Origin of the sequence: Phenylobacterium sp. (assembly GCF_016793285.1) — a bacterium.
Taxonomy (GTDB): Bacteria; Pseudomonadota; Alphaproteobacteria; order Caulobacterales; family Caulobacteraceae; genus Phenylobacterium.
This window is the reverse complement of the sequence record NZ_JAEUMO010000064.1, coordinates 39,491-66,039: the sequence shown is the minus strand read 5'-3', so window position 1 is coordinate 66,039 and position 26,549 is coordinate 39,491. Positions and strand designations below refer to the sequence as shown.

Annotated in this window: 26 protein-coding genes; 10 read left to right on the top strand and 16 right to left on the bottom strand. The window is 70.7% G+C overall.

The window, feature by feature from the left end; genetic code table 11:
- From JNL41_RS06705 to JNL41_RS06690, 4 genes are all read right to left on the bottom strand, one after another.
- Entirely contained in the window at positions 1–636 is a 636-nt protein-coding gene (locus JNL41_RS06705; RefSeq protein ID WP_293473504.1) for a carboxymuconolactone decarboxylase family protein, read from the bottom strand.
- Between the two features lie 19 nt (positions 637–655).
- A complete protein-coding gene (locus JNL41_RS06700) occupies positions 656–1,675 on the bottom strand; it encodes an NAD(P)-dependent alcohol dehydrogenase (RefSeq protein ID WP_293473503.1) in 1,020 nt (339 codons plus the stop codon).
- Between the two features lie 63 nt (positions 1,676–1,738).
- Positions 1,739–2,503: an N-acyl homoserine lactonase family protein gene (locus JNL41_RS06695; protein WP_293473502.1), complete on the bottom strand. Its 765-nt coding sequence runs from the start codon at positions 2,501–2,503 to the stop codon at positions 1,739–1,741.
- A gap of 89 nt (positions 2,504–2,592) precedes the next feature.
- Positions 2,593–3,759: an MFS transporter gene (locus JNL41_RS06690; protein WP_293473501.1), complete on the bottom strand. Its 1,167-nt coding sequence runs from the start codon at positions 3,757–3,759 to the stop codon at positions 2,593–2,595.
- 95 nt (positions 3,760–3,854) lie between these two features.
- Here JNL41_RS06690 and JNL41_RS06685 point away from each other — a divergent pair, with 95 nt between their 5' ends.
- From JNL41_RS06685 to JNL41_RS06675, 3 genes are read left to right on the top strand one after another with little or no spacing between them, the layout of a single operon-like run.
- Positions 3,855–5,132, top strand: coding sequence for an aminotransferase class III-fold pyridoxal phosphate-dependent enzyme (locus JNL41_RS06685; RefSeq protein WP_293473500.1), 1,278 nt, complete (start codon positions 3,855–3,857; stop codon positions 5,130–5,132).
- A complete protein-coding gene (locus JNL41_RS06680; RefSeq protein WP_293473499.1) occupies positions 5,132–6,553 on the top strand; it encodes an amidase family protein in 1,422 nt (473 codons plus the stop codon). The genes JNL41_RS06685 and JNL41_RS06680 overlap by 1 nt, the downstream gene beginning before the upstream one ends.
- Positions 6,553–6,927: a DUF423 domain-containing protein gene (locus JNL41_RS06675; protein ID WP_293473498.1), complete on the top strand. Its 375-nt coding sequence runs from the start codon at positions 6,553–6,555 to the stop codon at positions 6,925–6,927. Before JNL41_RS06680 ends, JNL41_RS06675 begins: the two co-directional genes overlap by 1 nt.
- Positions 6,928–6,955: 28 nt before the next feature.
- Here JNL41_RS06675 and JNL41_RS06670 read toward each other — a convergent pair whose 3' ends face one another.
- Positions 6,956–8,179: a multidrug effflux MFS transporter gene (locus JNL41_RS06670; RefSeq protein ID WP_293473497.1), complete on the bottom strand. Its 1,224-nt coding sequence runs from the start codon at positions 8,177–8,179 to the stop codon at positions 6,956–6,958.
- 65 nt (positions 8,180–8,244) lie between these two features.
- Here JNL41_RS06670 and JNL41_RS06665 point away from each other — a divergent pair, with 65 nt between their 5' ends.
- From JNL41_RS06665 to JNL41_RS06655, 3 genes are read left to right on the top strand one after another with little or no spacing between them, the layout of a single operon-like run.
- Complete coding sequence (locus JNL41_RS06665; protein WP_293473496.1) at positions 8,245–9,228, top strand: alpha/beta hydrolase; 984 nt, start codon at positions 8,245–8,247, stop codon at positions 9,226–9,228.
- A gap of 8 nt (positions 9,229–9,236) precedes the next feature.
- Positions 9,237–10,229: a prolyl aminopeptidase gene (pip, locus tag JNL41_RS06660; protein WP_293473495.1), complete on the top strand. Its 993-nt coding sequence runs from the start codon at positions 9,237–9,239 to the stop codon at positions 10,227–10,229.
- Between the two features lie 4 nt (positions 10,230–10,233).
- The gene (locus JNL41_RS06655) at positions 10,234–10,617 is read left to right on the top strand and encodes a nuclear transport factor 2 family protein (RefSeq protein ID WP_293473494.1); all 384 of its coding nucleotides are present in this window, start codon (positions 10,234–10,236) and stop codon (positions 10,615–10,617) included.
- 64 nt (positions 10,618–10,681) lie between these two features.
- On the opposite strand, the gene JNL41_RS06650 is transcribed toward JNL41_RS06655, so the two are convergent.
- The 10 genes from JNL41_RS06650 to modA form a co-directional block, all read right to left on the bottom strand.
- On the bottom strand, positions 10,682–11,113 hold the full coding sequence (locus JNL41_RS06650) for a TA system VapC family ribonuclease toxin (protein ID WP_293473493.1): 432 nt from the start codon (positions 11,111–11,113) through the stop codon (positions 10,682–10,684).
- Complete coding sequence (locus JNL41_RS06645) at positions 11,110–11,340, bottom strand: CopG family transcriptional regulator (RefSeq protein ID WP_293473492.1); 231 nt, start codon at positions 11,338–11,340, stop codon at positions 11,110–11,112. Before JNL41_RS06645 ends, JNL41_RS06650 begins: the two co-directional genes overlap by 4 nt.
- Before the next feature lie 36 nt (positions 11,341–11,376).
- Complete coding sequence (rodA, locus tag JNL41_RS06640; protein ID WP_293473491.1) at positions 11,377–12,531, bottom strand: rod shape-determining protein RodA; 1,155 nt, start codon at positions 12,529–12,531, stop codon at positions 11,377–11,379.
- Positions 12,528–14,486, bottom strand: a complete 1,959-nt coding sequence (gene mrdA / locus JNL41_RS06635) for a penicillin-binding protein 2 (protein WP_293473490.1) — start codon at positions 14,484–14,486, stop codon at positions 12,528–12,530. The genes rodA and mrdA (JNL41_RS06635) overlap by 4 nt, the downstream gene beginning before the upstream one ends.
- 5 nt (positions 14,487–14,491) lie before the next feature.
- A complete protein-coding gene (gene mrdA / locus JNL41_RS06630; RefSeq protein WP_293473489.1) occupies positions 14,492–16,450 on the bottom strand; it encodes a penicillin-binding protein 2 in 1,959 nt (652 codons plus the stop codon).
- A 4-nt stretch (positions 16,451–16,454) separates the two neighbouring features.
- Positions 16,455–16,970, bottom strand: coding sequence for a hypothetical protein (locus JNL41_RS06625; RefSeq protein WP_293473488.1), 516 nt, complete (start codon positions 16,968–16,970; stop codon positions 16,455–16,457).
- On the bottom strand, positions 16,967–18,085 hold the full coding sequence (gene mreC, locus JNL41_RS06620; RefSeq protein ID WP_293473487.1) for a rod shape-determining protein MreC: 1,119 nt from the start codon (positions 18,083–18,085) through the stop codon (positions 16,967–16,969). Before mreC ends, JNL41_RS06625 begins: the two co-directional genes overlap by 4 nt.
- Positions 18,086–18,126: 41 nt before the next feature.
- Positions 18,127–19,170, bottom strand: a complete 1,044-nt coding sequence (locus JNL41_RS06615; RefSeq protein WP_012522835.1) for a rod shape-determining protein — start codon at positions 19,168–19,170, stop codon at positions 18,127–18,129.
- Positions 19,171–19,419: 249 nt separating this feature from the next.
- Positions 19,420–20,103, bottom strand: coding sequence for a molybdate ABC transporter permease subunit (modB, locus tag JNL41_RS06610; protein WP_293473486.1), 684 nt, complete (start codon positions 20,101–20,103; stop codon positions 19,420–19,422).
- On the bottom strand, positions 20,100–20,873 hold the full coding sequence (gene modA / locus JNL41_RS06605) for a molybdate ABC transporter substrate-binding protein (protein ID WP_293473485.1): 774 nt from the start codon (positions 20,871–20,873) through the stop codon (positions 20,100–20,102). The genes modB and modA overlap by 4 nt, the downstream gene beginning before the upstream one ends.
- Positions 20,874–20,974: 101 nt before the next feature.
- Here modA and JNL41_RS06600 point away from each other — a divergent pair, with 101 nt between their 5' ends.
- The 4 genes from JNL41_RS06600 to JNL41_RS06585 are packed head-to-tail and all read left to right on the top strand — an operon-like array spanning position 20,975 to position 25,495.
- Positions 20,975–23,065, top strand: coding sequence for a TonB-dependent receptor (locus JNL41_RS06600; RefSeq protein WP_293473484.1), 2,091 nt, complete (start codon positions 20,975–20,977; stop codon positions 23,063–23,065).
- Between the two features lie 17 nt (positions 23,066–23,082).
- Positions 23,083–23,886, top strand: a complete 804-nt coding sequence (locus JNL41_RS06595) for a TOBE domain-containing protein (RefSeq protein WP_293473483.1) — start codon at positions 23,083–23,085, stop codon at positions 23,884–23,886.
- Positions 23,887–23,934: 48 nt separating this feature from the next.
- The gene (locus tag JNL41_RS06590; RefSeq protein WP_293473482.1) at positions 23,935–24,453 is read left to right on the top strand and encodes a homogentisate 1,2-dioxygenase; all 519 of its coding nucleotides are present in this window, start codon (positions 23,935–23,937) and stop codon (positions 24,451–24,453) included.
- A 4-nt stretch (positions 24,454–24,457) separates the two neighbouring features.
- On the top strand, positions 24,458–25,495 hold the full coding sequence (locus tag JNL41_RS06585; protein WP_293473481.1) for a cytochrome c peroxidase: 1,038 nt from the start codon (positions 24,458–24,460) through the stop codon (positions 25,493–25,495).
- A gap of 54 nt (positions 25,496–25,549) precedes the next feature.
- On the opposite strand, the gene JNL41_RS06580 is transcribed toward JNL41_RS06585, so the two are convergent.
- Positions 25,550–26,536: a kelch repeat-containing protein gene (locus JNL41_RS06580; RefSeq protein WP_293473480.1), complete on the bottom strand. Its 987-nt coding sequence runs from the start codon at positions 26,534–26,536 to the stop codon at positions 25,550–25,552.
- Positions 26,537–26,549 lie beyond the last annotated feature (13 nt).

The following is a 26,549-nucleotide window of genomic DNA, read 5'->3' as shown; positions in this document are numbered from 1 at the left end:
CTAGCGCCGGCCGGTGTCCAGGAAGTCGCGGGCGGAGAAGTCCTTCGGCGCGGGCACCTCGACGATCGGGTCGTCGCGGTCGTCGAACTCCAGGCGCAGCGCCTTACTCATCACCGCATGCATGTCGTACAGGCAGGTGATGTAGGTGAACTCCATGATCTCTTCGTCGGAGAGGAAGGTCCGGAGCTTGTCGAAGACGCCCTGCGGCGTGCGCCCGCCGGCGGCGAGGGAATCGGCATAGGCCAGCACCGCGCGCTCCCTGTCGTCGAAGCAGTCGGCGACCTGCCAGTCGGGCACCGCGGCGATCTTCTCCTCGGACATCTTCAGGCCCCGCATCGACTTGCAGTGCTGCGAGAAGACGAACTGGCTGCCCTTCACCCAGCCGACGCGGGTCTGACCCAGCTCGCGAAGCTGCGGGTCCAGCTTGCGCTCGGGGTTGCGGTAGAGGGCGAAGCCGCGGGTGGCGTGCTCCAGGATGTCGGGCACGAGGGCGAACACGGTCCACCAGTCGCCGCGGGTGCCCGTGGCCGTGCCCGGCTCCTTCACCGGATCGCGGTCGCCGAACAGCAGGTCGTAGGTCTTCAGGACGTGCTCGGACTTGGTCTCGGCGCGCGAAACCTGGCGCAGGCGCGGCATGGGCGTTCTCCTCGAAGGCTCAGAATTCCAGCACGATCTTCCCGAAGTGCTCCCCGGCGGCCATGGCGGAGAAAGCTGCCTTGGCTTCGGTGAACGGGAAGGTCTTGTCGACGACCGGGAAGATCTTCTTCAGATCCATCATCCGGCACATGGACTCGAACATGTCGCGGGAGCCGACCGACAGGCCCTGAAGCTTCGCCGAGTTGCCGATCAGCGCCGCGGGGTTGAAGGGATCGCCCGCGCCGGCGACGACGCCGATGACGGCGATGTGCCCGCCGATCCGGACGGCGCGCATGCTCTCCTGGATCGTGCCGCCGCCACCCACCTCCATGATGAAGTCGGCGCCGCGGCCGTGGGTGGCCTCGCGGACCGGGCCCGACCAGGCCGGCGTCGCCCTGTAGTTCACGACATGGTCGGCCCCGAGCTCCTTCGCCCGCTCCAGCTTGGCGTCGGACGACGAGGTGATCAGCGTGCGCAGGCCGGCGGCGTGGGCGAACTGCAGGCCGAAGATCGACACGCCGCCGGTCCCCTGCAGCACCACCGTGTCGCCGGGCTCCAGCCGGGCGTCGTAGAAGAGGCCGCGCCAGGCGGTGAGCGCGGCGCAGGGCAGCGTCGCCACCTCATTGTCGCTCAGGAATTCCGGGACCTTCGACAGGCCGTGTTCCGAGAAGGTCTGGAGTTCGGCGCCCGCGCCCGGGATCGGGAAGCCCAGCGCCGTGACCACCTTCTCGAGGCTCGGCGGGCCCGAGATCCAGCCCTGGAAGAACAGCGTCGCCACCCGGTCGCCCGCCTTGAAGCGGGTGACGCCCTCGCCCACCGCCTCGACATAGCCACACCCGTCGGAGAAGGGCGTGATCACGTCGGTCGTCTGCGCCGGGGCGCGGCCGTGCATGCCGTTCACCATCAGGAGGTCGCGGTAGTTCAGCGACACCGCCTTCATCCGCACCAGCACCTGGCCGGGGCCGGGCGTCGGGTCGGGCTTCTCCACCACCTGGATGGCGTCCAGCCCCCACGGGGCGGAGACGTTCAATGCACGCATACGGATCTCCTCCGGCCGCGTACTTGGCGCCGCGGTCAGGCGCCCCGCAAGTCTGCCGCCACGTCAGGCCCGAACCCGCGGCAAAACGGGTTTGTCGCGCCACTGGTCGACGTCGTGGCCCCAGACCATGACCGTACCGGGATCGCGCATGGCCAGCAGCGCGTCCAGCGAGCGGTTCATCGCCGCGTGGTCGGCGAACTCGGGGAAGATGCGGCTCTCGGCGACGCCGCAGTTGTAGCAGGCGTCGCCCACCAGGATGTGGTCGCCCTCGGTGCTGCGGACGCGCGCCGACTGGTGGCCGGGCGTATGGCCGGGGCTGGGGTGGAGCGTGACCGCGCCGTCGCCGAACAGGTCGTGCTCGCCGTCCACGAGCTGCACCTGATGGCCGAGGTCGAAGTAGCGCCTGGGCAGGAAGTAGCGGTGCGCCAGCTCGCGGTCGAAGCCGGCCTCCCACTCGCGCCGCTGCACCACGAGCCTGGCGTTGGGGACGTTGTGCAGCCCGCCGGCGTGGTCGAAGTGCAGGTGGCTCAGGACCACGTAGCGGACGCGGTCGGGGTCGATGTCGAGGCGCCTCAGGTGGACGTCGACGGTCTCGTCGTCCGTCAGGGTCACGTCGGAACCGCCGGCGCGCAGGCGGGTCAGGTAGGCCTCGTCGCGGTCGGTCATCCCGTTCGGCAGGCCGCAGTCGAACAGCGCCACGCCGTCGGGGTGGTCGATCACATAGAACGGGATCGGCACGGCGACCTGCGTGCCCGGCGTCATGCCCAGCGCCTCGCCCGGGCTGTGGAACTGGCCGCAGACGCAGCCGAACAGCTTCGGGATGGCCATGGCGCTTCCTCCGGTGCGCCGCGCGCGCGGCTGGATTGAACCACGGATTCCACGGAAAGCCCGCATGGTCGAACCGCGGCGGGCGTCGCCTACGCGGGATCGAGCCGGCGCACGCCGTAGAGCCTGACCGCGCCGATGAGGCCGGCGAGGCACATGGCGGTCATCAGGAGGTAGCCCTGCGCGCCGTAGCGGTCGAAGAGCGGACCCGAGGCCATGGTGGCGACACCGGCGAGCACGCCGCCCGAGAGCGCCGAGTTCAGCGCCTGCGCGGCCGAGGCGTTGCGGGGCGTCGAGAGGCGTTCGACCAGTTGCAGCGAGGCGATGAAGGTGGCCGCGTAGCTGAAGACGTGCAGGACCTGCAGCAGGAAGACCAGCCACAGCGGCGGGGCGAAAGCGTAGGCGGTCCAGCGGACGAGCGCAGCCACGCCGCCCAGCATCAGCAGGTTCCGCGGTCCGATGCGCCGGCGCCACGGCTCCATCCACCACAGGAACGCGACCTCGGCCGCGACGCCGACGCCCCAGAGGACGCCCGTCAGGCTCTCCGGGATCCCCTGCTGCTTCCAGGTGAGGGTCGAGAAGCTGTAGTAGAAGGCGTGGCCCGACTGGATGAGGCCGCAGGCCAGCGCCGCGGTCATGAAGGCCGGGTCGCGCAGCAGGTCGCCGAGGCCCGCGAAGCGGTCGGCGGCGCGGCCGGGCAGGACGCCCTCCTCGTGTACCGGGTCGGGCGGGAGCAGGTAGCGCGCGGCCAGCGCGGTCAACGAGGCGGCCGCCGTGATCCAGACCAGCACCAGCTCGGGCGAGCCCCAGGTGAGGACCGCGCCCAGGGTGACGTTGGCGACGATGAAGGCGACCGAGCCGATGCCGCGCGGCCAGCCGTAATTGAAGCCGTCGGTCCGCGCGCGATTGAGCACCAGCACGTCGGTGAGCGGCGAGACCGTCGACAGGGCCGACGACGCGGCGAACCAGACCACCGCCCACCCCGCGAAGCCCAGCGGCAGCGCCATCAGGGCGTAGGCGGCGGCGACGCCCAGGCTCATGAAGATCAGCGCGGTGCGGCGAAGCCGGAAGCTGTCGGCCCAGACCGCCAGGAGCGGCGCGGTGAACGCCCGCGCCAGCATCGGCAGCGACAGGATCAGCCCGATCTGCGCGCCGCTGAGCCCCCGCTCGGCGAACCACACCGGCATGTACGGCGAACTCGCGCCGGTCCCGGCGAAGATCGCCGAATAGAAGAGCCCGAGGCGGACCGGCAAGGACATGGGAGCGAGGCGTACAGGGAGTCGCGGCCCCTCCTTCCTTTCCCGTGACGGGGGAGAAGCGGTAAGGTGCCTGAACAGCGATCAGGGAGGCCGTCATGAGCCGCGCCAACAGCCGCGACCGGGAACTGCGCGAGCGCGCCGCTGCGGTGATCCCGGGCGGGATGTTCGGCCACCAGGCGGTGGGCCTGCTGCCCGACGACTATCCGCAGTTCTTCCAGCGCGGCGAAGGCGCCCACATCTGGGACGCCGACGGCAACCGCTACCTCGACTTCATGTGCGCCTACGGGCCGAACCTGTTCGGCTACGCCAACCCCGAGATCGACGCGGCCTTCGTGCGGCAGCTCGGGCTGGGCGACACGCTGACGGGACCGACGGGGCTGATGGTGGAGCTGGCCGAGGCGCTGGTCTCCATGGTCAGCCACGCCGACTGGGCGATCTTCTGCAAGAACGGGACGGACGCCACGACCATGGCGCTGACCACCGCTCGGGCGCACACGAAGCGCCGGACGGTGGTGCGGGCCAAGGGCGCCTATCACGGAGCGGCGCCTTGGTGCGTGCCGCGGCCGTCGGGGGTCATCGAGAGCGACCGGGCCCACCAGATCCTCTACGACTACAACGACGTGGCCAGCCTGGAGGCGGCCGTGGCCGAGGCGGGCGACGACCTCGCCGCGATCTTCGCCGCACCCTTCAAGCACGACGCCTTCATCGACCAGGCCGACCCGGACCCCGCCTATGCGCGCCGCGCGCGCGAGCTGGCCGACGCCACCGGCGCGCTGCTGGTGGTGGACGAGGTGCGGGCGGGCTTCCGCCTCTCGCGCGACTGCTCGTGGGAGCGGCTGGGCGTGCGGCCGGACCTGTCGTCATGGGGCAAGTGCGTGGCCAACGGGCACCCGCTGTCGGTGATGCTGGGGAACGACAAGGCGCGGAAGGCGGCGAGCTCGATCTACGTCACCGGGTCGTTCTGGTACCAGGCGGCGACCATGGCGGCGGCGCTGGAGACGCTGCGGCTCATCCGCGAGACCGACTACCTGGAGCGGATCACGGGCCTGGGCGAGCGCCTGCGGAGCGGCCTTGCCCAGCGAGCCAGGGCGGCGGGCTTCGGCTTCCGCCAGACGGGACCCGGCGTCATGCCGCTGTTCCTGTTCGACGACGACCCGGACCTGCGCAAGGGCTTCTGTTTCTCGTCCGAGATGCTGAACCGCGGCGTCTACGTGCATCCCTGGCACAACATGTTCCTGTGTGCGGCCATGACGGAAGCCGACATCGACGGCGCGCTGGACGCCGCCGAGGGCGCATTCGGCGCCTTGAAGCAGCAGGTTCGCGACCTCACCCCTGTCGAGAAGATGGCCTTTCTCACCGCCGGAGCCCGCTGATGGACGACTACTCGAACTATGACGGCCTGGGCCTGGCCGAGCTGGTGAAGACCGGGCAGGTCACGCCCGCCGAGCTGGTTGAGGCCGCGATCGCGCGGGCCGAGCGCCACAACCCGACCCTGAACGCCATCGTCTACGAAGGCTACGAGGATGCGCGCAAGCAGGCCCGGGGCCCCCTGCCCGACGGCCCCTTCACCGGCGTTCCGTTCCTGATCAAGGACCTGGGCATCTCGGTCGCCGGATGGCCGCGCAGCCACGGCAGCCGGTTCGGCAACCTGGTCGACGCCGAGGACACCGGACTGATGCGGCGCTACCGCAGCTCGGGGATCATCCCGCTCGGCAAGACCAACACGCCCGAGTACGGCATCACCGGCACGACCGAGAGCGCGCGGCTCGGACCGTGCCGCAACCCCTGGAACCCGGACCACATCGCCGGCGGCTCTTCGGGCGGATCGGCGAGCGCGGTGGCGGCGGGCATCGTGCCGCTGGCGCATGCGAGCGACGGCCTGGGCTCGATCCGCATCCCGGCGGCGTGCTGCGGCCTGGTCGGCCTGAAGGTCACCCGCGACCGCAACCCGAACCTGCCCGACGGCTACGACTACACGATGGGCAACGTGGTGGATCACGTGGTCACGCGCACTGTGCGCGACAGCGCCGCGATGCTGGACGTGACCGGCGTGCCCGAGCCGGCCTCGCCCTACCCGGCCCCGCCGAAGGAGCGGCCCTACGTCGAGGAGATCGCGCGCAGTCCCGGCAAGCTCAGGATCGCCTGGTCGTCGGAGACGCCGTCGGGCCGGCCGATCGACCCCGAGATCCAGGCCGCCCTGGAACGCACCGCGGCGCTGCTGAAGGGCCTGGGCCACGACGTGGTCGAGAAGGGCCTGGGCGTCGACTACCGCGCCCTCTACGCCTCGCGTGGCGCGGCGGCGGCGGCGAACTTCGCGGCCGGCATGCAGCGCCTGATCGACGAGGTGGGCCGCGAGCCCGAGCCGGACGAGCTGGAGCCGCTGACCTGGGCCTCGCTGAAGGCCGGCCGCCGCCAGACCGGCGCCGACGTGATGCGTTCGCTGCAGGACACCCGGATGCTGGTGCGCCAGGTGCTGGGCTTCTTCGAGGACGTCGACGTCTACCTGACGCCGGTGCTGGGCACGCCGCTGCCGCGGATCGGCCACATCGACCCGGTGAACCTGGAGCCCAAGGAGGTGAACCGCCGGCAGGGCCGCGTCTTCCCCTTCACGCCGCCGTTCAACTACTCCGGCCAGCCCTCGATGAGCCTGCCGCTGGAGACGGACGCGAACGGCCTCCCCGTCGGCATGATGTTCACCGCCCGCTACGCCGATGAAGCCACCCTCTTCCGGCTCGCCGCGCAGCTCGAGAAGGAGGCCCCCTGGGCCGGCCGGCGCCCGCAGGTGTGGGGCTGATGGGGTTCTGGACACGGCGGAACTGGATGACGCTGGGCGCCCTCGGCGGCTTCGTAGCCGTGGCGGTGGGGGCGTTCGCGGCGCACGGGGTACAGGACCCGCGCTCGGCGGACCTGCTGCGGACTGGGGCGAACTACGGATTCATGCACTCGATGGCCACGTTCGCGAGCGCCACCTTCATGCAGGTGGGCGCGCGGCGGGCGCGGTTCGCGCCGGGGTTCTTCCTGTCGGGCGTGGTGCTGTTCTCGGGCTCGCTCTACGCCCTGGCGCTGGGCGCGCCGCGGTGGATCGGGATGGTCACGCCCGTCGGCGGTCTCCTGTTCCTGGCCGGCTGGGCGACCCTGGCCTGGGCGGCGCGCGGGGTGGACCCCTAGCACGCCGCGCCTCCCGCGCGGCGACGTCCTAGGGCTGACGCAGCGCCAGCAGCCGCAGGCTGGCCGCCGAGCCCAGCAGCGCCACCAGCATCACCAGGGCCATCGAGCGGGCCGAGCCGTCGTGCAGCGCCGCCGCGAGGCCCGAGGCGACCGCGCCGGTGGCGAACGACAGCGTGCCCATCAGCGCCGAGATCGCGCCGGCCCGGAGCGGGTCCACGTTGAGCGCGCCCGCCATGGTGTTGCCCTGCATGAAGCCGTAGCTGGAGAGCAGCAGGAAGAGCAGCGGCAGCACGGTCCACTGCCCGCCCACCCCGCTGAGCGCGGCGAGGGTCATGGCCACCGCGAACCCCACCGCGACGAGGCTCGCGCGACGCAGGACCGCATCCGGCGTCGTGTAGCGCAGGACCACGCGGTTCACCTGCCCCGCCCCGATCACGCCCAGGGCGTTGGCGCCGAAGATCCAGGGATAGACCCCCGGCGAGTGGCCGTAGGCGCCCATGATCAGGCCCGGCGAGGTGGAAATGTAGGTGAAGAGCGTCGCGCCGTTCAGCGCGCCGGCCAGCGCATAGCCGATCAGCCGCGGTTGCTTCAGCAGCGCGGCGTAGGACTGCAGCGGGTTCTCCCGGGACGCCTGCAGGGCGGTCGCCTCCGAGCGGGACTCCGGCATCCGGAAGACGGCGGCCGCCAGCAGCGCCACGCCGACGGCGGTCATGAACCAGAAGTTGGATTGCCAGCCGCCGAAGCCGAGCAGCACGCTGCCCAGGATGGGCGCGAGGATCGGCGCCAGCCCCATGATGAGCATCATCAGGCTGAGCATCCGGGCGGTTTCGGTGTGGTCGAAGCGGTCGCGGATCACGGCGCGCGCGACCACGCCGCCCGAACAGGCGCCCAGCGCCTGCGCGAAGCGCGCCGCCAGCAGCATCTCCATCGACGTCGCCATCGCGCAGGCGGCCGAGGCGACGATGAAGATCGCCACGCCCAGGACGATCGGGGCGCGCCGGCCGGTCCGGTCGGACCAGGGGCCGTAGAACGGCTGGCCCACGGCCATGCCGGCGAGGAAGGCGGCGACCGTCGCCTGCGCCTGCGAGGGATCGGCCTTCAGCCCCGCGGCGATGGCCGGCAAGCTGGGCAGGTACATGTCGATGGCCAGCGGCCCCATGGCCGTCAGCGAACCCAGGAGGACGACGAGGCCCCACGGCGTGGGCGGCGGCTGGCGCTGCGCTTCGGCGGGAGACTCGTTGGCGGACGTCACGGCGCCTATGCGCTTACTGGCTAAGTCGGGATGTGGGAAACCTAGAAAAGCTCGGAGGGACGGGGATGGGTGCGCTCGAGACGATGATGCCGCCGCCAAAGCGGGCGCGCCTGAACGGTGTGGAGATCGGCTACTACGAGGCCGGCCCTCGCGAGGGCGTGCCGATCGTCCTCAGCCACGGCTTCCCCGAGTTGGCGTTCTCGTGGCGGCATCAGATCAAGGCGCTGGGCGACGCCGGCCGCTGGGTGATCGCGCCGGACCAGCGCGGCTACGGCCTGTCCGGCAAGCCCGGGAAGGTGCCGGATTACGACATCGACCACCTGACCGGCGACATGGCGGCCCTGCTCGACCACCTGGGCGTCGAGAAGGCGGTCTTCTGCGGCCACGACTGGGGCGGCCTGGTGGTCTGGCAGATGCCGCTGATCCACCCCGGGCGGGTGGCGGGCGTCATCGGCCTCAACACGCCCTTCATGCCGCGCGGGCCGTCCGACCCGATCGCCGGAATGCGGGCCCGCTTCGGCCCCGACATGTACATCGTCTGGTTCCAGAACCCCGACGAGCCCGAGGCCGTGCTCGGCGCGGATACGACGTGGACCATGGACTTCTTCATGCGCAAACCCGCCGCCGCGCCGGCGGACCCGCCGCCGTCCGCCTCGGGATCGACCTTCGCCTTCCGCGACCTGCTGAAGATGTGGGACCCGTCGTCCGACGCGCGCGAGCGGCTGCTCAGCCCCGACGAGCTGGCGGTCTTCGCCGACGCCTTCCGCGACGGCGGCTTCTTCGGCCCGGTGAGCTGGTATCGGAACTTCACCCGCAACTGGGAGCGGTCGGCGACGCTGCCCGGCCGGATCGACGGCATTCCCTGCCTGATGATCACGGCGGAGCTGGACGCGGTGCTGCCGCCGTCCGCCGCCGAGCACATGCCCGCCTTCATCGGCGACCTGGAGACCAAACTGGTGAAGGGCTCCGGCCACTGGACACAGCAGGAGAAGCCGGACGAAGTGAACCGCCTGATGCTGGACTGGCTGGACAGGCGCTTCCCGAAGTAGAAGGGCGCATGGAAAGAAACACCCCGCCGCCCGCCGTGGCCGGCACGCAGCACCGGCGCGGCCTGTTTCCCGACAACGAACCGTTCGCCAGCGGCTACCTGTCGACCGGCGGCCCGCACGAGGTGTTCTACGAGGAATGCGGCAATCCCGGCGGCAAACCCTGCGTGATCCTGCACGGCGGCCCGGGCGGGGCGATCAACCCGACGATGCGGCGGTTCTTCGACCCGGCGAAATGGCGGATGGCGCTGTTCGACCAGCGCGGCTGCGGCAGGAGCCGGCCCAACGCCAGCCTGGACGACAACACCACCTGGAGCCTGATCGACGACATCGAGCGGCTGCGCGAACACCTGGGCGTCGAGAAATGGGCCGTGTTCGGCGGCTCGTGGGGCTCCACCCTGGCGCTGGCCTACGCGATCCGCCATCCGGAGCGGGTCACCGGCCTCGTCCTGCGCGGCATCTTCCTGCTGACCGAGCGCGAGCTGCGCTGGTTCTACCAGGACGGCGCCTCGTTCCTGTTCCCCGACGCCTGGGCCCGCTTCTGCGCCCCGATCCCGCCGGCCGAGCGCGGCGACATGATCGCCGCCTACCACAAGCGCCTCACCCATCCCGACCGGCGCGTGCAGGCCGAGGCGGCGGCCGCCTGGAGCCAGTGGGAGGGCGACACCATCTCGATCCGGGGGCCGGAGGCCAGGCCCTCGAAGTTCAACGAGATCGACTTCGCGATCGCGTTCGCGCGGATCGAATGCCACTTCTTCGCCAACGGCGGCTTCTTCGACAGCCCGAACTGGATCCTGGAGAACATCCACCGCATCGCCCGCATCCCCGGCTGGATCGTCCAGGGCCGCTTCGACGTGGTGACGCCGATGGAGAGCGCCTGGAGGCTGAGGCAGGCCTGGCCGGCCGCGCGGTTCGAGGTGGTCTGGGACGCCGGCCACGCTTCGACCGAGCCGGGTATCGTCGACGCCCTGGTGCGGGCCACCGACCAGGCGCTGAACGTCTGAGCGGATGAGCCGCGCCGCAATCGTTCGCGCCTATCTCAAGGCCATCGAGGGTCGGGCGGACTCGCTCGCCTTCTTCGCCGACGACGCGGTGCAGGAGGAGTTCCCGAACGCGCTGGTCCCGGCCGGCGCGCGGCGCACCGTGGCCGACCTGCGCGCGGCCGACGTCCGGGGCCGGGGCGTGCTCAGCTCCGAGAGCTACGAGATCGTCACCCTGGTCGAAGCGGGCGATACGGTCGCCTGCGAGGTGCTGTGGCGCGGCGTGCTCGCCGTGCCGCTCCGCACGCTGAAGCCCGGCGACGCCATGAAGGCCCGCTTCGCCGTCTTCTTCGAGTTCAAGGGCGACAAGATCCGCCGCCAACGCAACTACGACTGCTTCGAACCCTTCTGAGCCGGCGCACCCGCCGCCAGGGCATTCGGCGCTTGGTAGATCCGGGGTCGGTAAGCCGAATGTTCTAGGCGATGACGTCCAGTGCGGCAGCGCCGCCGACCACCGCGCCCGTTCCGAGCTTTCGATCAAGTGTAGCAAGGCGCCCGCCCCGTGAAACGGCCAGGGCCAGCAGATAGGTGTCCGTCACCTGTCCAGCGGCGCCGAGTTTGGCCGCGTCGACATGTGGGCTGTCGAGCAGGCTGAGCTCGTCGGGCCAGAAACTGTGGTCCCCGATCGCACGGAGCGAATTCAGAGACGGAATGACCGCCGCAGGAGATCCCGGCGACCCCGCATAGCGCGGATTACCGAGTATCCTGAGCGCCCCATTCTCAACGATCGGGCACGTCGCAAAGCCTCGACGCCCCCTCTCCGCGAACCACCGGTGCGCGTTTTCATGCTGGACATGCCGCGTGTCGAGCAACGCGATCAGCACGCTGACGTCCAGCAGGTGGATCACGGCGTCTCTTCGTCGATCTGCCTGATCATTTCGAGAGTCGTCGGAGGCCCGTCCCGTCGAGGCAGGAGCAGAATGCCGTTTCGATAGTGCGGTGTGGGGTCTGCCGGTGGATCCAGGGCCCGACGCACCAGATCGGACACGACCTCGCCCAGGGATCGCTTCTGGACCTCCGCCATGAAACGGGCGGCCTCCAGGACGTCGTCATCTATCGAAAGCGTCGTGCGCATGGCGCATCATGCATCAGATGCGTGATGCGCGTCAAATCACACGAAGCTGCCCTTGCCGCTGGTGACTTCGGCGTAGCGGTGGACGCGGACGCACTGGACGAGGCCGAAGCCCGCCATCACCGTCACCATGACCGTGCCGCCGTAGCTGAGCAGCGGCATCGGCACGCCGACCACCGGGGCCAGACCCATCACCATCGCGCCGTTGATGAGCACGTAGAGCGTGAAGGTGGCGGTGGCGCCCGAGGCCGCCAGGCGGCCGAAGTGGCTGTGGCTGAGGTAGGCTGTGCGCAGCGCCATGAAGATCACCGCGGCGTAGAGCGCCAGGATCGAGACGCAGCCCAGGAAGCCGAACTCCTCGGCCAGCGCGGCGAAGGCGAAGTCGGTCTGTTTCTCGGGCAGGAAGTTGAGCTGGCTCTGGGATCCGAGGCCATAGCCCTTGCCGAGCAAGCCGCCGGAGCCGAGCGCGATCATCGACTGCAGGATGTGGTAGCCCGAACCGGAGGGGTCGCTCTCGGGGTTCAGGAAGGTGAAGATCCGCTCGCGCTGATAGTCGTGCAGCACGAAGGTGATCATCGGCACCACGGCGGCGATGGCGGTCGCCGAGAAGATCGCGATCAGCCGCCAGGACAGGCCGGCCAGCACAACGATCGCCGCGCCGGTGAGCGCGATCAGCATGGCGGTGCCGAGGTCGGGCTGGTGGGCCACCAGCAGCACGGGCAGCGCGATCATCGTCGCCGGGACGAACAGCCACCACGAGAGCCGCGCCCGCTGGGCCGGGACGCCGTGGTAGAGGCGCGCGAGCGCCAGCACGATGCCCAGCTTCATGACCTCGGACGGCTGGAAGCTGAACGAGCCGATGGCGAGCCACCGCTGGGCGCCCAGGCGCACGTCGCCCACCGCCTCCACGGCGATCAGCAGCAGCAGGCCCAGGCCGTAGAGCGGATAGGCGATGGCGAACCAGACCCGAAGGTCGATCACCGCCAGCACGATCATCACCAGCAGCAGCAGCGTGAAGCGGCCGAGGTGCGCCGCGGCCCACGGCATCCACGACGAGCCCGCCATCGAGAACAGCATCAGGGCGCCGGCGCCGGCGATCAGGCTGAGCACGAGCACGAACAGCCAGTCGATCTCGCTGAGCTTGACGATCAGGCGGTCGCGTTCGCCGGGGCGCGTGAGGGCCGAGACGGTCATGCGGGCTTTCCTGTCGGCGCGTGGGCGGTGACGATCCCGTCGGCCGCGTCGGGCTGGTTCTGCATCTCGGGCGGGAGGTCGGGCATCGGCGCGGGCCGCACGACGCGCTTCATGACCTCGGGGTCCTTCAGCAGGACCGTGCGCATGATCTCCCGCGCACGCGGCGCCGCCGCCGCCGCGCCGAAGCCGCCGTGCTCCACCAGCACGCTGATCGCATAGCGCGGGGCGTCATAGGGGGCGAAGGCCACGAACCAGGCGTGGTCGCGCAGCTTCCACGCGCCGGCCGTCCCATGGACGCCGCGGCCGGAGCCATAGGAGTAGGCCTGCGCCGTTCCCGTCTTGCCGGCCATCTTGACGTCGCCCAGCCCCAGGTCGGCCACGCGGGCGGCGGTGCCGATGGTGGTCACGGCGGCCATGGCCTCGCGCACGAAGTGGAGGTTGTCCTTGTTGACCGGCAGGTCGCCCCAGGCCGCGCCCGACTTCTGCTCGACGCCGCCGATGGAGCGGATCAGCCGCGGGTGCAGCGACTTCTGGCCGTTGGCGATGCGCGCGGTCATCACGCAGAGCTGCAGCGGGTTCAGGTTGGTGTAGCCCTGGCCGATGCCCATGCTCGGCGTCTCGCCGGGGTGCCATTTCGGGTCCTTGGGGAAGCGGCGCTTCTTGTAGGCGGTGTCGGGCACCAGGCCCTTCTTCTGGCCCGGGATGCCGATGTCGAAGATCTCGCCCAGGCCGAACTTGCGCGCCGTCTCGGCGATGCGGTCGGGGCCGAGCCACAGGGCGGTCTGGTAGAAATAGATGTCGCACGAGGTGGCGACCGCGTGGTGCAGGTCCTGCGCGCCGTGGACGGCGTCGCACTTCCACATCCGCCCGAAATACCAGTGGCCCGTGCAGACGTGGACCGTCTTGGGGTCGTAGCCATGCTCGAGGGCCGACAGCGCCACCATGGTCTTGAAGGTCGAGCCCGGCGGATAGGTCGCCGTCAGCGCCTTGTTGAACAGCGGCTTGTGGTCGTACTGCGCGAGCCCGCGATACTCGACGCCGGTCAGGCCGCGGACGAAGCGGTTGGCGTCGAAGCTCGGGCCCGAGAACAGGCAGAGGAGGTCGCCGTTGCGCACGTCCATGACCACGGCCGCGCCGCTCTCCTCGCCGAACACCTCCTCGGCGCGCAACTGCACGTCGGCGTCGAGGGTGAGTTCGATCACCTTGCCGGGCGTCGCCGGGATGTCCCCCTTGGCGTCCTCGCGGACCTCTCGGCCGTTGGCGTCGACCTCGACCTTCTTCGCGCCCGCCCGGCCGCGCAGAGCCAGGTCGAAGGCCTTTTCGACCCCCTGCTTGCCGATGCGGAAGCTGGGGTGGAGCATGATCGGGTCGGGGTTCGGCCCGGCCTTCTCCACGTCCTCCTTGTTCACCTTGGCCACGTAGCCGATCACATGGGCGAAGGCGCCGCCGTGCGGATAGACCCGCACCTCGCCCATGTCGGCGGTGACGCCCGGCAGCTCGGGCGCGCGGACGTTGATGGCGCTGAACTGTTCCCAGCTCATGTCTTCCATGACCTGCACCGGCGCGCGTTTGGGCGCGGAATTGATGTCCTTCAGCAGCCGCCGCTGGCGGGCCTCGTCGAGGGGCACGTATTCGGCCAGGGTGTGCAGGGTCGCCTCGGGGTCCATCCCCTTGTCCCGCGCCACCATCAGCCGGAAGTTCGGGCGGTTGGCCGCCAGGATCGCGCCGTTGCGGTCGACGATGATGCCGCGCGGCGCCGGCATGAGCTTGAAGTTGAACTGGTTGGAGGTCGCCAGCTTCTCGTAGCGCTGGGTCTCGAAGAGCTGCAGGTAGGCGAGCCGCGCCCCGAGCGCGCCCACGCCGAGGCCCGCGAAGGCGCCCATGAGGATCGCGCGGCGGTGGAACACGCCCTGCCGCTCGTTGACCTCCTCGAAGAAGATGGCGGGTTGCGTCATCCTGCTCAGGCCGGCCGCTCGACGTTGGAGACTTCCGGGACGATATCGAGTTCCCGGTCGGGCGTCAGTTCGGGCATCGGCAGCGGCTTCTGGACGCGCGCCACGATCTCGGGGTCCTTGAGCAGCGCGGTGCGCATGATCTCGCGGGCCCGCGGCGCCGCGGCGGTCGATCCGCCCATGCCGTGCTGCACGATCACGGCCAGGGCATAGCGCGGCGCATCGGTCGGCGCGAATGCGACGAAGAGGCCGTGGTCGCGCAGATGCCAGACCCCACCCTTCCCGCGCGAGCCGCCGCTGTCGTAGTTGCGCACCTGCGCCGTGCCGGTCTTGCCGGCCATGGTCACGTCGCCCAGGCCGAGCTGGCTGGCCCGCCAGGCGGTGCCGCCGACCTCCGTCACCGCCGCCATGCCGGCGCGGACGCGGTCGATGTGCTCGCGCGGGAACGGCAGGTCGGCCACGTCCGAGCCCCGCGCCAGCTCCTGGCCGCCGATCGATCGGATCAGCCGCGGGTTCAGCGCCTTCTGCCCGTTGGCCAGCCGCGCGGTCATCACCGCGAGCTGCAGCGCGTTCACCTGCAGATAGCCCTGCCCGATGGCGTAGGACAGGTTCTCACCCGGCCACCAGGGCTGCATCTCCTTGTTCTTCTTGAAGTAGCGCTTCTTCCACTCGCGGTCCGGGACGATGCCCTTCTTCTGGCCGGGAATGCCGATGTCGAAGGTCTGGCCCAGGCCGAAGGCGCGGGCCGCCTGGGCGATCCGGTCGGGACCGACGCGCAGCGACATCGAGTAGAAGTAGGTGTCGCAGGAGTTCTTGATGGCGTCGTTCAGGTTCTGCGAGCCGTGCCCGCCGCGCTTGTGGCAGTGGAAGAAGCGGCCGCCGAAGTGCATTCCGCCACCGCAGCCGACCGTCTCGTCGGGGTCGATCCCGGCCATCAGGATGGCCAGCGCCGTCATGGTCTTGAAGGTGGAGCCGGGCGGGTAGAGGCCGGACAGGCACTTGTCGAGCAGCGGCTTGCGCTCGTAGGCGGTCAGCGACCGGTACTCGGGCCCCGTCAGGCCGCGCACGAAGCGGTTGGCGTCGAACGACGGCGCGGACGTCATGCAGAGGATGTCGCCGGTGCGGCAGTCCATCATCACGGCGCCGCCGCTCTCCTCGCCGAACACGTCGAGCGCGCGGTTCTGGACGTCGACGTCGAGGGTGAGCTGCACCTCGGCGCCGGGCGTGGCGGGGATGTCGCCTTCGGGATCCTCGCGGACCTCGCGGCCGTTGGCGTCGACCTCGACCTTCTTGGCGCCGGCCTTGCCGCGCAGCGGGACGTCGAGCGCCTTCTCGACGCCCTGCTTGCCGACCCGGAAGCTGGGGTGGAGCATGATCGGATCGCGGTCGGGACCGGCCTCGTCGACGTCCTCCTTGTTCACTTTGGCCACATAGCCGATCACGTGGGCGAACGCCCCGCCGTGCGGATAGACCCGCACCTCGCCCATGTCGGCCGTCACGCCGGGGAGTTCGGGACCGCGCAGCTTGATCGCGCTGAACTGCTCCCAGCTCATGTCCTCGATCACCTGGACCGGCGCGCGCTTCGGGGCGGCGTTGATGTCCTTCAGCAGGCGCCGCTGGCGGGTCTCGTCCAGGGGGACGTAGTCGGCCAGGTGCTTCAGCGTGGCCTCGGTGTCGAGGTCCTTGTCGCGGTGGACCAGCAGCCGGAAGTTCGGGCGGTTGGCGGCCAGGATCGCGCCGTTGCGGTCGACGATCAGCCCGCGCGGCGCGGGCATGAGCTTGAAGTTGAACTGGTTCGAGGTGGCGAGCTTCTCGTAGCGCCGCGTCTCGAGGAGCTGGAGGTAGGCGAGCCGCGAGCCCATGCCGGCCAGGCCAAGGCCCGCGAAGGCGCCCAACAGGATCGCGCGGCGGTGGAACACGCCCTGCCGCTCGTTCACTTCCTCGAAGAAGATGGCGGGCTGCGTCATCTGGCTAGCGGAACCTCACGTCGGCGTCTTCGAAGCGCTCGATGAGCTGGTTGGCGAAAGGATAGAGCACGATCGTGGCGAGGAATTGCCAGAACACCGACAGCGGGTCGGGCGAGCTCTGGGTGTCGAGCATGGTGAGCAGGTAGCCCGCGCCGATCGTCAGTATCGTGGCGGCGGCGTACCAGATGATCATCATCAGTTGGCTCTGGCCCTGCAGCATGGTGCGGCCGCCCAGGACGATCCCGTAGGGCAGCAGCAAGCAGACGGCCCAGAAGCCGGTCGGCGCGCCCCACAAGAGGTCGAGGAAGAGGCCCAACAGCATCACGCACACGGGCCCCAGCATCGACGGCCGGATCACCGCCCAGGCGAAGGCCACCGGCAGGGCGAAGATCGGCTCGGGCAGGCCGTAGCCGTAGAAGCGCATGGGCAGCGCGAACAGGATCGTCGCCGCCATCACCGCCAGCATCGGCAGCCCCAGCCAGCGCCAGGGCGCGAGCGGCCGGGCGCCGCCGGCGGTCATTCGGGTTCCGCCCTGGCCTTGGGCGCCGGCGTCTTCGTGGCCGGAGCCTTCGCGACCGGAGCCTTCGGCGCCGGCGTCGCCGCGGCCTTCGCGGGCGGCGTCGCCGTCCTGGGCGGCGGGGTCGACGTCGCGGCGGCCGGCGGCGGGGGGGCCGACGTCGCGGCGGCGGGCGCCTGGAGCTTCGGCGCGGGCGGCGCCGGCGGCGGCAGCGTCGAGGCCCCGGGCGTGGGCGGCGGCACCTGCGCCTTGTCGAGCGCGGCGCGGTTCACGATCTGCGTGAAGTCCTCGAAGAGCAGGATGCGGACATAGTCGACCGCGGCCTTGTCCGAGGCCAGCACCACACGCCAGCGGCCGTCGAGCCCCTTCACCGCCACGCCCACCGGCAGGCCGCGCGGGAAGACGCCGCCGTCGCCGGAGGTCAGCACGCGGTCGCCGCTCTTCACCGCGTTCACGCCGCGCAGGTAGTCGAGCTTGGGGTTGGGGCCGCCGTCGCCGGTCAGGATGGCCCGCGCATTGGTGCGGTCGATCATCACCGGCGTGCGCGAGGCCACGTCGGTCAGCATCAGCACGCGGCTCGCGCCGTCCGTCACCCCGACCACGCGCCCGACCAGTCCGTTCTCGCTCATCACCGGGTTGCCGGGATGCACGCCGGCCTCGCGGCCGACGTTGGCCAGGCGCGAGTTGGCGAAGGGACCGCGGCTGTCGGTGACGATGCGCGCCGTCGCCATCGGGATCGGCGGGTCCGTCTTCAGGCCCAGGATCTGGCGGTAGCGCTCGTTGGTGTCGCGCAGCGCGATCGCCACGTCGCGCCACTGGCGGGCGTTCTCCAACTCGGCCTTAAGGCGGCGGTTCTCGGAGACGGCGAAGAAGTAGCCGCGAACGCCCTCGACGCCCTGCCCCGTCAGCCGGCCCGGCGTGGAGAGCGCGTCGCCCACCGGCGCCATCACCTTGTCGGTCATGGTCCGCGGGTTGCCGTACTCGTCGGTGTCGAACGCCTCGCGCCGGTCGGAGAGCAGGATCGCGACGGACGCGATCAGCACGACCACGAACACGATCCCCGCGGTCCACGTGAGCGGGACCCTGAGTTCGCCGAGCGGGTTGTCCCTCAAGGACATCTAGACAGTCGCCCCTAAGCGCCCCCCGACGCGCAGTGAATTTACGCCAGCGTGCTTTCGAGGACGCCCTTCATCCACTTCGGATGCTCGAGCACCTTGCCGCAGCCCAGCGCCACGCAGGAGAGCGGGTCGTCGGCCACGGTCACCGGCAGGCCGGTGTGGTCGCGGATCTCGGCGTCGAGGCCACGCAGCAGCGCGCCGCCGCCGGTCAGCATGATGCCCTTGTCGGCGATGTCGGAGGCGAGCTCCGGCGGCGTGGCTTCCAGCGCCATCTTCACCGCGTCGACGATCTGGCCGACCGGCTCCGACAGGGCGTCAGAGGCCTGCTTCTCGCTGATGCGGACTTCCCGCGGCACCCCCTGCATCAGATCGCGGCCCTTGACCTCGATGGACAGGCCCTCGCCGTCGGCCGGGGCGCGGGCGGTGCCGATCTCCTTCTTGATCCGCTCGGCCGTGGTCTCGCCGATCAGGAGGTTATGGTTGCGGCGCATGTAGCTGATGATCGCCTCGTCCATCTTGTCGCCGCCGACGCGGACCGAGCGCGAATAGACGATGCCCGACAGCGAGAGCACGGCCACCTCGGTGGTGCCGCCGCCGATGTCGACCACCATCGAGCCGGTGGGCTCGTGGATCGGCAGGCCGGCCCCGATCGCCGCGGCCATCGGCTCGTCGATCAGGCCCACGCGGCGGCCGCCGGCATTGAGGCAGGAATCGTTGATGGCGCGGCGTTCCACGGCGGTCGCGCCGGAGGGCACGCACACGATCACCTTCGGGTTCACGAAGCCCTTGCGGTTGTGAACCTTGCGGATGAAGTACTTGATCATCTCCTCGGCGACTTCGAAGTCGGCGATGACGCCGTCGCGCATCGGGCGGATCGCTTCCATGTGCCCCGGCGTGCGGCCCAGCATCTGCTTGGCCTCGATGCCGACGGCGTGGACCACCTTGCGGCCGCCGACGTTGCGCAGCGCCACCACCGAGGGCTCGTTGAGCACGATGCCCTTGCCCTTCATGTAGATCAGCGTGTTCGCGGTGCCGAGGTCGATGGCGATATCGTTCGAGATGGCGCCGAAGAGCGAAGAGATCATGCAAGGCCCTGAGGGATAGGGGCTGAAGAGGCGTCCGACAGAGGGTCCCAAAGCCGGACCGACCTGACACGATAGGATGCGTCGAGTCGCTACGCTTTGTCTGGCGGGCTTTGAAGTCCCTCTGCCCTGCCGAAACTGTCATTTCAAGGCTTAAAGAGCGGTGTGCGCGTTCGCGTCGCGCGCGAGGTGTGCTGCGGCGCACCGCCGCGGAATCGCCCGAATTTCATCGCAGCGCGGCGAAGCCGCAGTCTACCGCTCGTTGAGTGGCGCCACCGAGAACCGATGCTCCAGCCGCAGCAGGCCCAGGACCACCGCAAAGCCGAACGCGGTGAGCAGCGCCGCCAGTACGTGGGCGCGCCCCCATTCCAGGGCCTCGACCGACTTGAAGATCTCGATGGAGAGCACGTTGGTGACGCCCGGGATCGCGCCGCCGATCATCAGCACCACCCCGAACTCGCCGATCGTGTGGGCGAAGGTCAGGATCGCGCCGACCGCGTAGCCCGGCGCAGAGAGCGGCAGGACGACGCGGAAGAACGTCTGCAGGCCGCTGGCGCCCAGGGTGGCGGCCGCGTCGATGTTGTCGTCGCCCACCGCCGCAAAGGCGTTGCGGAGCGGCTGCACCGCGAACGGCAGCGAGTAGACCAGCGAGCCGATGACGAGGCCGGTGAAGGTGAAGGCGAGCGTGCGCACGCCCAGCGCCTGCAGCGGCGCCATCAGCGGGCTGTTCGGGCCGAGCGCGATCAGCAGGTAGAAGCCCAGCACCGTCGGGGGCAGCACGATGGGCAACGCGACCACCGCGCCGACGATCTGGCCCGCCGCGCCGCGCGTGCGCGCCAGCCACCACGCCAGCGGCGTCGCGATCACCAGCAGGATCGCGGTGGTGACGCCCGCCAGCTTGAGCGTGAGCCAGACGACGGGCAGGAGCTCGCTCACGGGTTGCGGGGGACCTCGTAGCCGTAGCGGCGGATGACGGCCCTGGCCTCGGCGCCCCTCAGGAACGCCAGGAAGGCCGTGGCCGCCGCGTTGTTCGCGCCGGTCTTCAGCAGCACCGCCTGCTGGTCGATCGGCGTGTGCAGGCCGGCGGGGACGACCCAGCGCGAGCCGCCGGTCACGCCCGCCAGTTGCGAGAGCGCCACGAAGCCCAGCTCGGCGGCGCCGGTGTCGACGAACTGGTAGGCCTGGGCGATCGACGCGCCCTGCACCAGCCGGGGTTTCAGCCTCGCCTCGACGCCCAGCCGGCGCATCGTCTCGACGGCGGCCAGACCATACGGCGCGGTCTTCGGATCGGCGATGGCGAGCTTGCGGAACCGGTCGGTCTTCAGCACCGCGCCGCTGGCGTCCACCAGACCCCGCGTCGTGGAATAGAGGACCAGCCGGCCGGTGGCGTAGGTAAAGCGGCTGCCCGCCACCGCTAAGCCGTCGGCCTCGGCCTTCTGCGGCCGCTCGACGTCGGCCGACAGGAACACCTCGTAAGGCGCGCCGTTGGCGATCTGGGCGAAGAACTGGCCCGAGGAGCCGAAGCCTAGGATCGCATCGTGACCGGTGCGGGCCTTGAACCGCGCGGCGATCTCCCTCGCCGGCTCGGTGAAGTTGGCGGCCACGGCGACTTTCACCTCGGCGGCGGCCGCCGCGGTCGCCGAGAGCGCCAGCACGGCGCCCACGGCCAGTGCGGTCAGGACGGAACGGCGCGCGGACGTCGGCATAGCCCTTCATTCCTCATTTCGCGCCTTGGAGGAACGGCCCAGGCGCCGTTATGTAGCGAAGATACATAACGAGGTCGGGGATGATCTACAGAACTCTTTTGATGGCGACGGCCGGACTCGCGGTCGGCGCGGCCCAGGCGCATGCGGCCGATGCGGACGCCGACGTCTACACCCTGGGCGAGCTGGTCGTGACGGCCAAGACCGCCGCGGGCGAGACCATCGGCGGCGCGGTGGTCACCGGCGAGACGCTCAGGACGTACAACAAGCAGACGGTCGACCAGGCCCTGGCGCTCGTGCCCGGGACCAACGCGTCGAACACCGGCGGCTCGCGCAACGAGCGCCTCGTCTACGTGCGCGGCTTCGACCGCTTCCAGACCACGCTGTCGATCGACGGCGTGCGGGTGTTCCTGCCGGCCGACAACCGCATCGACTTCGCCCGCTTCCTGACCGCCGACCTCGCCGAGGTGCAGGTGTCGAAGGGCTACGTCTCGGTGCTGGACGGCCCCGGCGGGCTGGGCGGCGCGATCAACCTGGTCACCGTCAAGCCCAGCCGCCCGGTCGAGGCCGACGCGCAGGTCGCGTCCTTCTTCAACCGCCGCGTCGCGAACGAGGCGTTCCTGGTCTCGGGCCGCCTGGGGGGCCGGTTCGAGAACGGCTTCTACTGGCAGGCGTCCGGCGCCTTCAACGACCGCGACCACTTCACGCTCTCGAAGAAGTTCAAGCCGACGACGCTCGAAGACGGCGGCCCGCGGGGCAACTCGCAGTCGCAGGACTGGCGGATCAACCTGAAGGCCGGGTGGCAGCCGAACGACACCGACGAATACTCGATCAACTACACCCGGAGCGAAGGCGAGAAGAACGCGCCCTACAGCGTGCGCGACACCGCCAACACGCGCTTCTGGAGCTGGCCCTACTGGGACATCGACAGCCTGGCGTTCCTGAGCCGCACCCGGCTCACCGACCAGTTGACCCTGAAGACGCGGCTCTACCGCAACACCTTCGACAACCTGCTCTCGTCGTTCGACGCCAACACCCAGAGCACCCAGACGCTGCCACGGGCCTTCGACAGCTACTACAACGACCATGCGGCCGGCGGGAACGTCGAGCTCGACTGGTCGATCGGCGACACGAGCCGGCTGAAGGGGGTCTTCTACGCGCGCCAGGACGTCCACCACGAGCGGCAGGACGGCTTCGTCCGCACGCCGCCGACCCCCATCAACCCGTCGGCGAACGCGCCCTACTCCGAGCCGCGGCAGACCAACAACGAGTACACCTACTCGGTGGCCGGCGAGTATTCGACGAGCCTGTCCGACGCCCTCGAGGTGGTGGTCGGCGCCTCCTACGACTGGACCGACCTGAAGACCGCCAACGACGTGAACGTGCTGGTCACCGGCACGACGATCGCCAACTCGGTCATCAGCTTCCTGCCGGTGAACTATCCGCTCGAGGACAACCAGGCCTTCAACGCGCAGGCCGCGGTGCTCTACCGCCTGGACGACACCACCAGGCTGCACGCCAGCGTCTCCAGCCGGGCCCGCTTCCCGACCGTGTTCGAGCGCTTCAGCTCGCGGATGGGCACGGCGATCCCGAACCCTGACGTCAAGGAAGAGCGCGCGACCAACGTCGAGGTCGGCCTCGACGCGGAGCCGGTCGCGGGCATGAAGCTGACCGGCGCGGTCTTCTACTCCGACCTGAAGAACGCCCTGATCCAGATCCCGGTCGCGGTGCCGGGCTTCGGCAACGTCAACCAGACCAGGAACGCGGCCGACGGCGAGTACTACGGGTTCGAGGCCAGCGCGGCGGTGGCGGTCAACGACGCCTTCGACCTCGGCGGCAACCTCACCTACATGCACCGCAAGCTGACCGACCCGACCAACGCGGCGTTCCGGCCACAGGGCGTGCCGGACTGGAAGCTGTTCGCCTACGCCAACTGGCGGCCCATCGAGAAGCTGACCATCCGGCCCAACGTCGAGTACGCCGACCAGCGCTGGACGGTCACCACCACGACGCCGCTGGCCTGGTACAAGACCGGCTCGTACCTCATCGTGAACCTCTCGGCCGACTATGCCGTCAGCGACAACTTCACGGTGACCGCCGCGGTGCAGAACCTGGGCGACCAGGACTACCAGCTCACCGACGGCTTCCCCGAGGCGGGCCGCTCGTTCTATCTGAGCCTGCGCGCGAGGTACTGACCGCGGAGGACCCCACCATGGCCGACGACCTGAGCGCCTCCCTGGTCCTGCGGAGAGGCGCGCTGGCCCGCGTCGGCCTCGAACGGGTAGCCCTCATCGAGGCGGTGGCCGAGCTGGGCTCGATCAGCGCCGCGGCCAGGAAGCTCGGCCTCTCCTACAAGGGCGCCTGGGACGTGGTGCAGGCGCTCAACAACCTGTTCGACACGCCGATCATCGAAGCCGCGCCCGGCGGCAGGGCCGGCGGCGCGGCCCTGGTGACACCGCGCGGGCGGGCGGTTGTCACCGCCTTCCGGCGGGTGCAGGAGGAACTGGACGCGGCGCTGGCCAAGCTGGACGCCAGCCTTTCCGGCGAACCCGCGGCGGACCTGTTCTGGAGTCTCGGCATGCGGACCAGCGCGCGTAACGCCCTTCGCGGCACCATTAGCGACATCACGCCGGGCGCGGTGAACGGCGAGGTGACGCTGAGCCTGGCCCCGAACGGCGAACAAGGCGGCGTCTCGATCACCGCGATCCTCACGCGGCAGAGCATCGAGGATCTGGGGCTCGAGGTGGGCAAGCCGGCCATCGCGCTCATCAAGGCCAGCTTCGTGATCCTGGCCAAGGGCGAGAACCTGCGCACCTCGGCGCGCAACCAGATCCCGGGCGTGGTGACCGCGCGCGAGGACGGGGCGGTGAACAGCGAGATCGGCCTCGACATCGGCGGCGGCAAGACCCTGGTCGCCACGGTCACCCTCGACAGCGCCGACGCCCTGGACCTCGCCGTCGGCGACGAGGTCACCGCGCTCGTGAAGGCGCCGCATGTGATCCTGGCTGTGGAGTAGCGCGCGGGCGTTATGTATTCTGGCTGCCGTTCGCTTCGCGGAGCCGCCATGCGCCTTGTTCTCGTTCCCATCGCCCTCGTCCTCGCCCTCGCCGCGCCCGCCGCCGCGCAGGACGCCGAGCCCGCCTGCCCCGCCGACGCAAAGCCGATCCCGGCCCATCTGACGGGCTGGACGCATCCCGCGGCGCTCGCCGCGGCGGCCAGCGCCGCCGACGCCGGCAAGGCCGCGCTGAAGGTGGGACAGGCCGCCGACGCCGCCCTGCCGTCCACCGGCGACGTGAAGTTCGCGCTTCGGCCCGAAAAGCCCGGCGGCAGCGTCAGCCACGGCGGTCTCTTCAGCGTCGATATCCGCAAGGCGGGGACCTACACGGTGGCGCTCTCCACCGCCGCCTGGATCGACGTGGTCCGCGACGGCAAGGCGCTGGTGTCGAGCGCCCACGGCCGCGGGCCGGCCTGTACGACCCTGCGCAAGATGGTCCAGTTCCCGATGCAGCCCGGCCGATACCTGATCCAGATCTCGGCCAACGCCGAACCGAAGATCGGGATCATGGTCGCCGCCAATCCCTGAGCCGATGATCGGGGGTGCGATCCGTGTCTGCGCGGCGGCCTGTGCGGTCGCGGCCGGCGTGATGCTGGGCGGCCTTGCCGCCGCGCCCGAGCCCTTCGACTGGCGCCTGCCGCCGGGCGTCGCGCCGCCGCCGGTCCCGGCCGACAACCCGATGAGCGCGGCGAAGGTCGAGCTGGGCCGCCGGCTGTTCTACGACGCCGACCTCTCCGTCGACGGCACCATCTCGTGCGCCACCTGCCACGAGCAGCGGCACGGCTTCACCGACACCAACCGCACCCGGCCCGGCGTGCATGGCGTGCCCGGCCGGCGCAACATCATGAGCCTGGCCGGCGTCGGCTACCTCAACCCGCTGACCTGGGCCGACCCGCGCGCGACGGACCTCGAGCGCCAGATGCTGATCCCCCTGCTGGGCGAGACGCCGGTCGAGATGGGGATGAAGGGCCAGGAGGCCGAACTGGTCCGCCGCCTCGCCAAGGACGCGTGCTATCGCCGGATGTTCGCCGAGGCGTTCCCCGAAGCCGGCGGCGAGATCGGGATGGCCGCCGTCGCCAGGGCGCTCGCCGCCTTCCAGCGCACGATGCTGGCCTTCGACACGCCCTACGACCGCAGCGTCGCGGGCGACGCCAGCGCGATGTCGGCCGGCGCCCGGCGCGGCTGGGCCCTCTTCGAGGGCGAACGGCTGAAGTGCGCCGCCTGCCACAGCGGACCGGCGTTCAGCGACAGCGCCCACCACGCGCTCGCCGGACAGGCCGCGACGGACGACAAGGGCCTCGCCGAGGTCAGCGGCCGGCCGGCCGACACGGCCCGCTTCCGCACGCCCGGACTGCGCAATGTCGCGGTGAGCGGCCCCTACCTGCACGACGGCTCGGCCGCCAGCCTGCGCGACGCGATCCGCCGCCATTTCGCCGCCGCCGACCCGAACGCCCCGACCGGCGCCGAGATCGCCGACCTGAGCGCGTTCCTCGACAGCCTCACCGACGCCGGCTTCCTGAAGGACCCGCGTTTCGCCCTCCCCCAGACCGCCTGCGGCCAGCCGCTCTAATCCCCGATCCCCGCTCATCCCCCGCATGCTTGAGATGAGCGGGGATGATGTGAGTCAGCCCGGCGCCAGCGCCTCGACCGTCGCCGTGACCTGCCCGCCGCTTTCCTTGACGCCGCCGCCCAGGGCCAGGACGCGGCCGCCGACTCCCACGCCGGCCAGGCCGTGGCGCGGGGTGGCCATGTCGGGCTCGGCGGTCCACCGGTCGGTCTTCGGGTCGTAGGACCAGGCGCTGGGGATCACGCCCGGCCCGCCCTCGCCGCCGAAGACGTAGAGCCTGCCGCCCAGCGCCGCGCCGGCCAGGCCGCCGGCGGGCCGGGGCATGGGCCTGAGCGTCGTCCAGCGGTCGGTCTTCGGGTCGTAGGCGTCGAGCCGGGCCGAGTTGCCGCCGCCGACCTGCCGGCCGCCCGCCAGGTAGAACCGGCCGCCCAGCGCCGCGCCGGTCGCGCTGTTGCGGGCCTGTGGGCACGGGCGCGCCGTCTCCCACTTGCCGGCACGGGCGTCGAACACCTGGTGCAGGTCGATGTCGCCCTGGTCGGGCCATTCGAGGTTTCGCCCGCCCTTCGGCGCGCGGCCGCTGGCGATGTGGATGCGCTCGCCCAGGGTCACGGCCACCGTCTCGCACTGGAGCTTCGGCATCGGCGGGAGCGGCTTCCAGCCGTCGCCGTCCAGGACCAGGGCGTCGGTCAGGCCCATCCAGCCGCCCTCGGCCACCTTGTAGCCGCCGAACAGATGGACGCGGCCGCGGGCCGTGGCCAGCGCCGGATGGTGCCGTGCGAACGGCAACCGCGGCCCCTCGCGCCAGGCGTCCGTGCGCGGGTCGTAGAGCCCCACGCGGTCCTGCGGGTTGATGCCGCGCGAGCCCGCGACGCCCGGGGCCATGCCGCCGGCGACCACCGCCAGCCCGCGCCAGGCGGTGCCGTAGACTTCCTGCACCGGCCAGGGGATGGGCGCGCAGGCGCGCCAGCGGGCGGTGGCGGCGGCGGAGGCGGCGCCGCTGGCCGAGGCCAGCCCGGCGGCGACGAGGGTGCGACGGTCGATCATGGCCACATGGCAG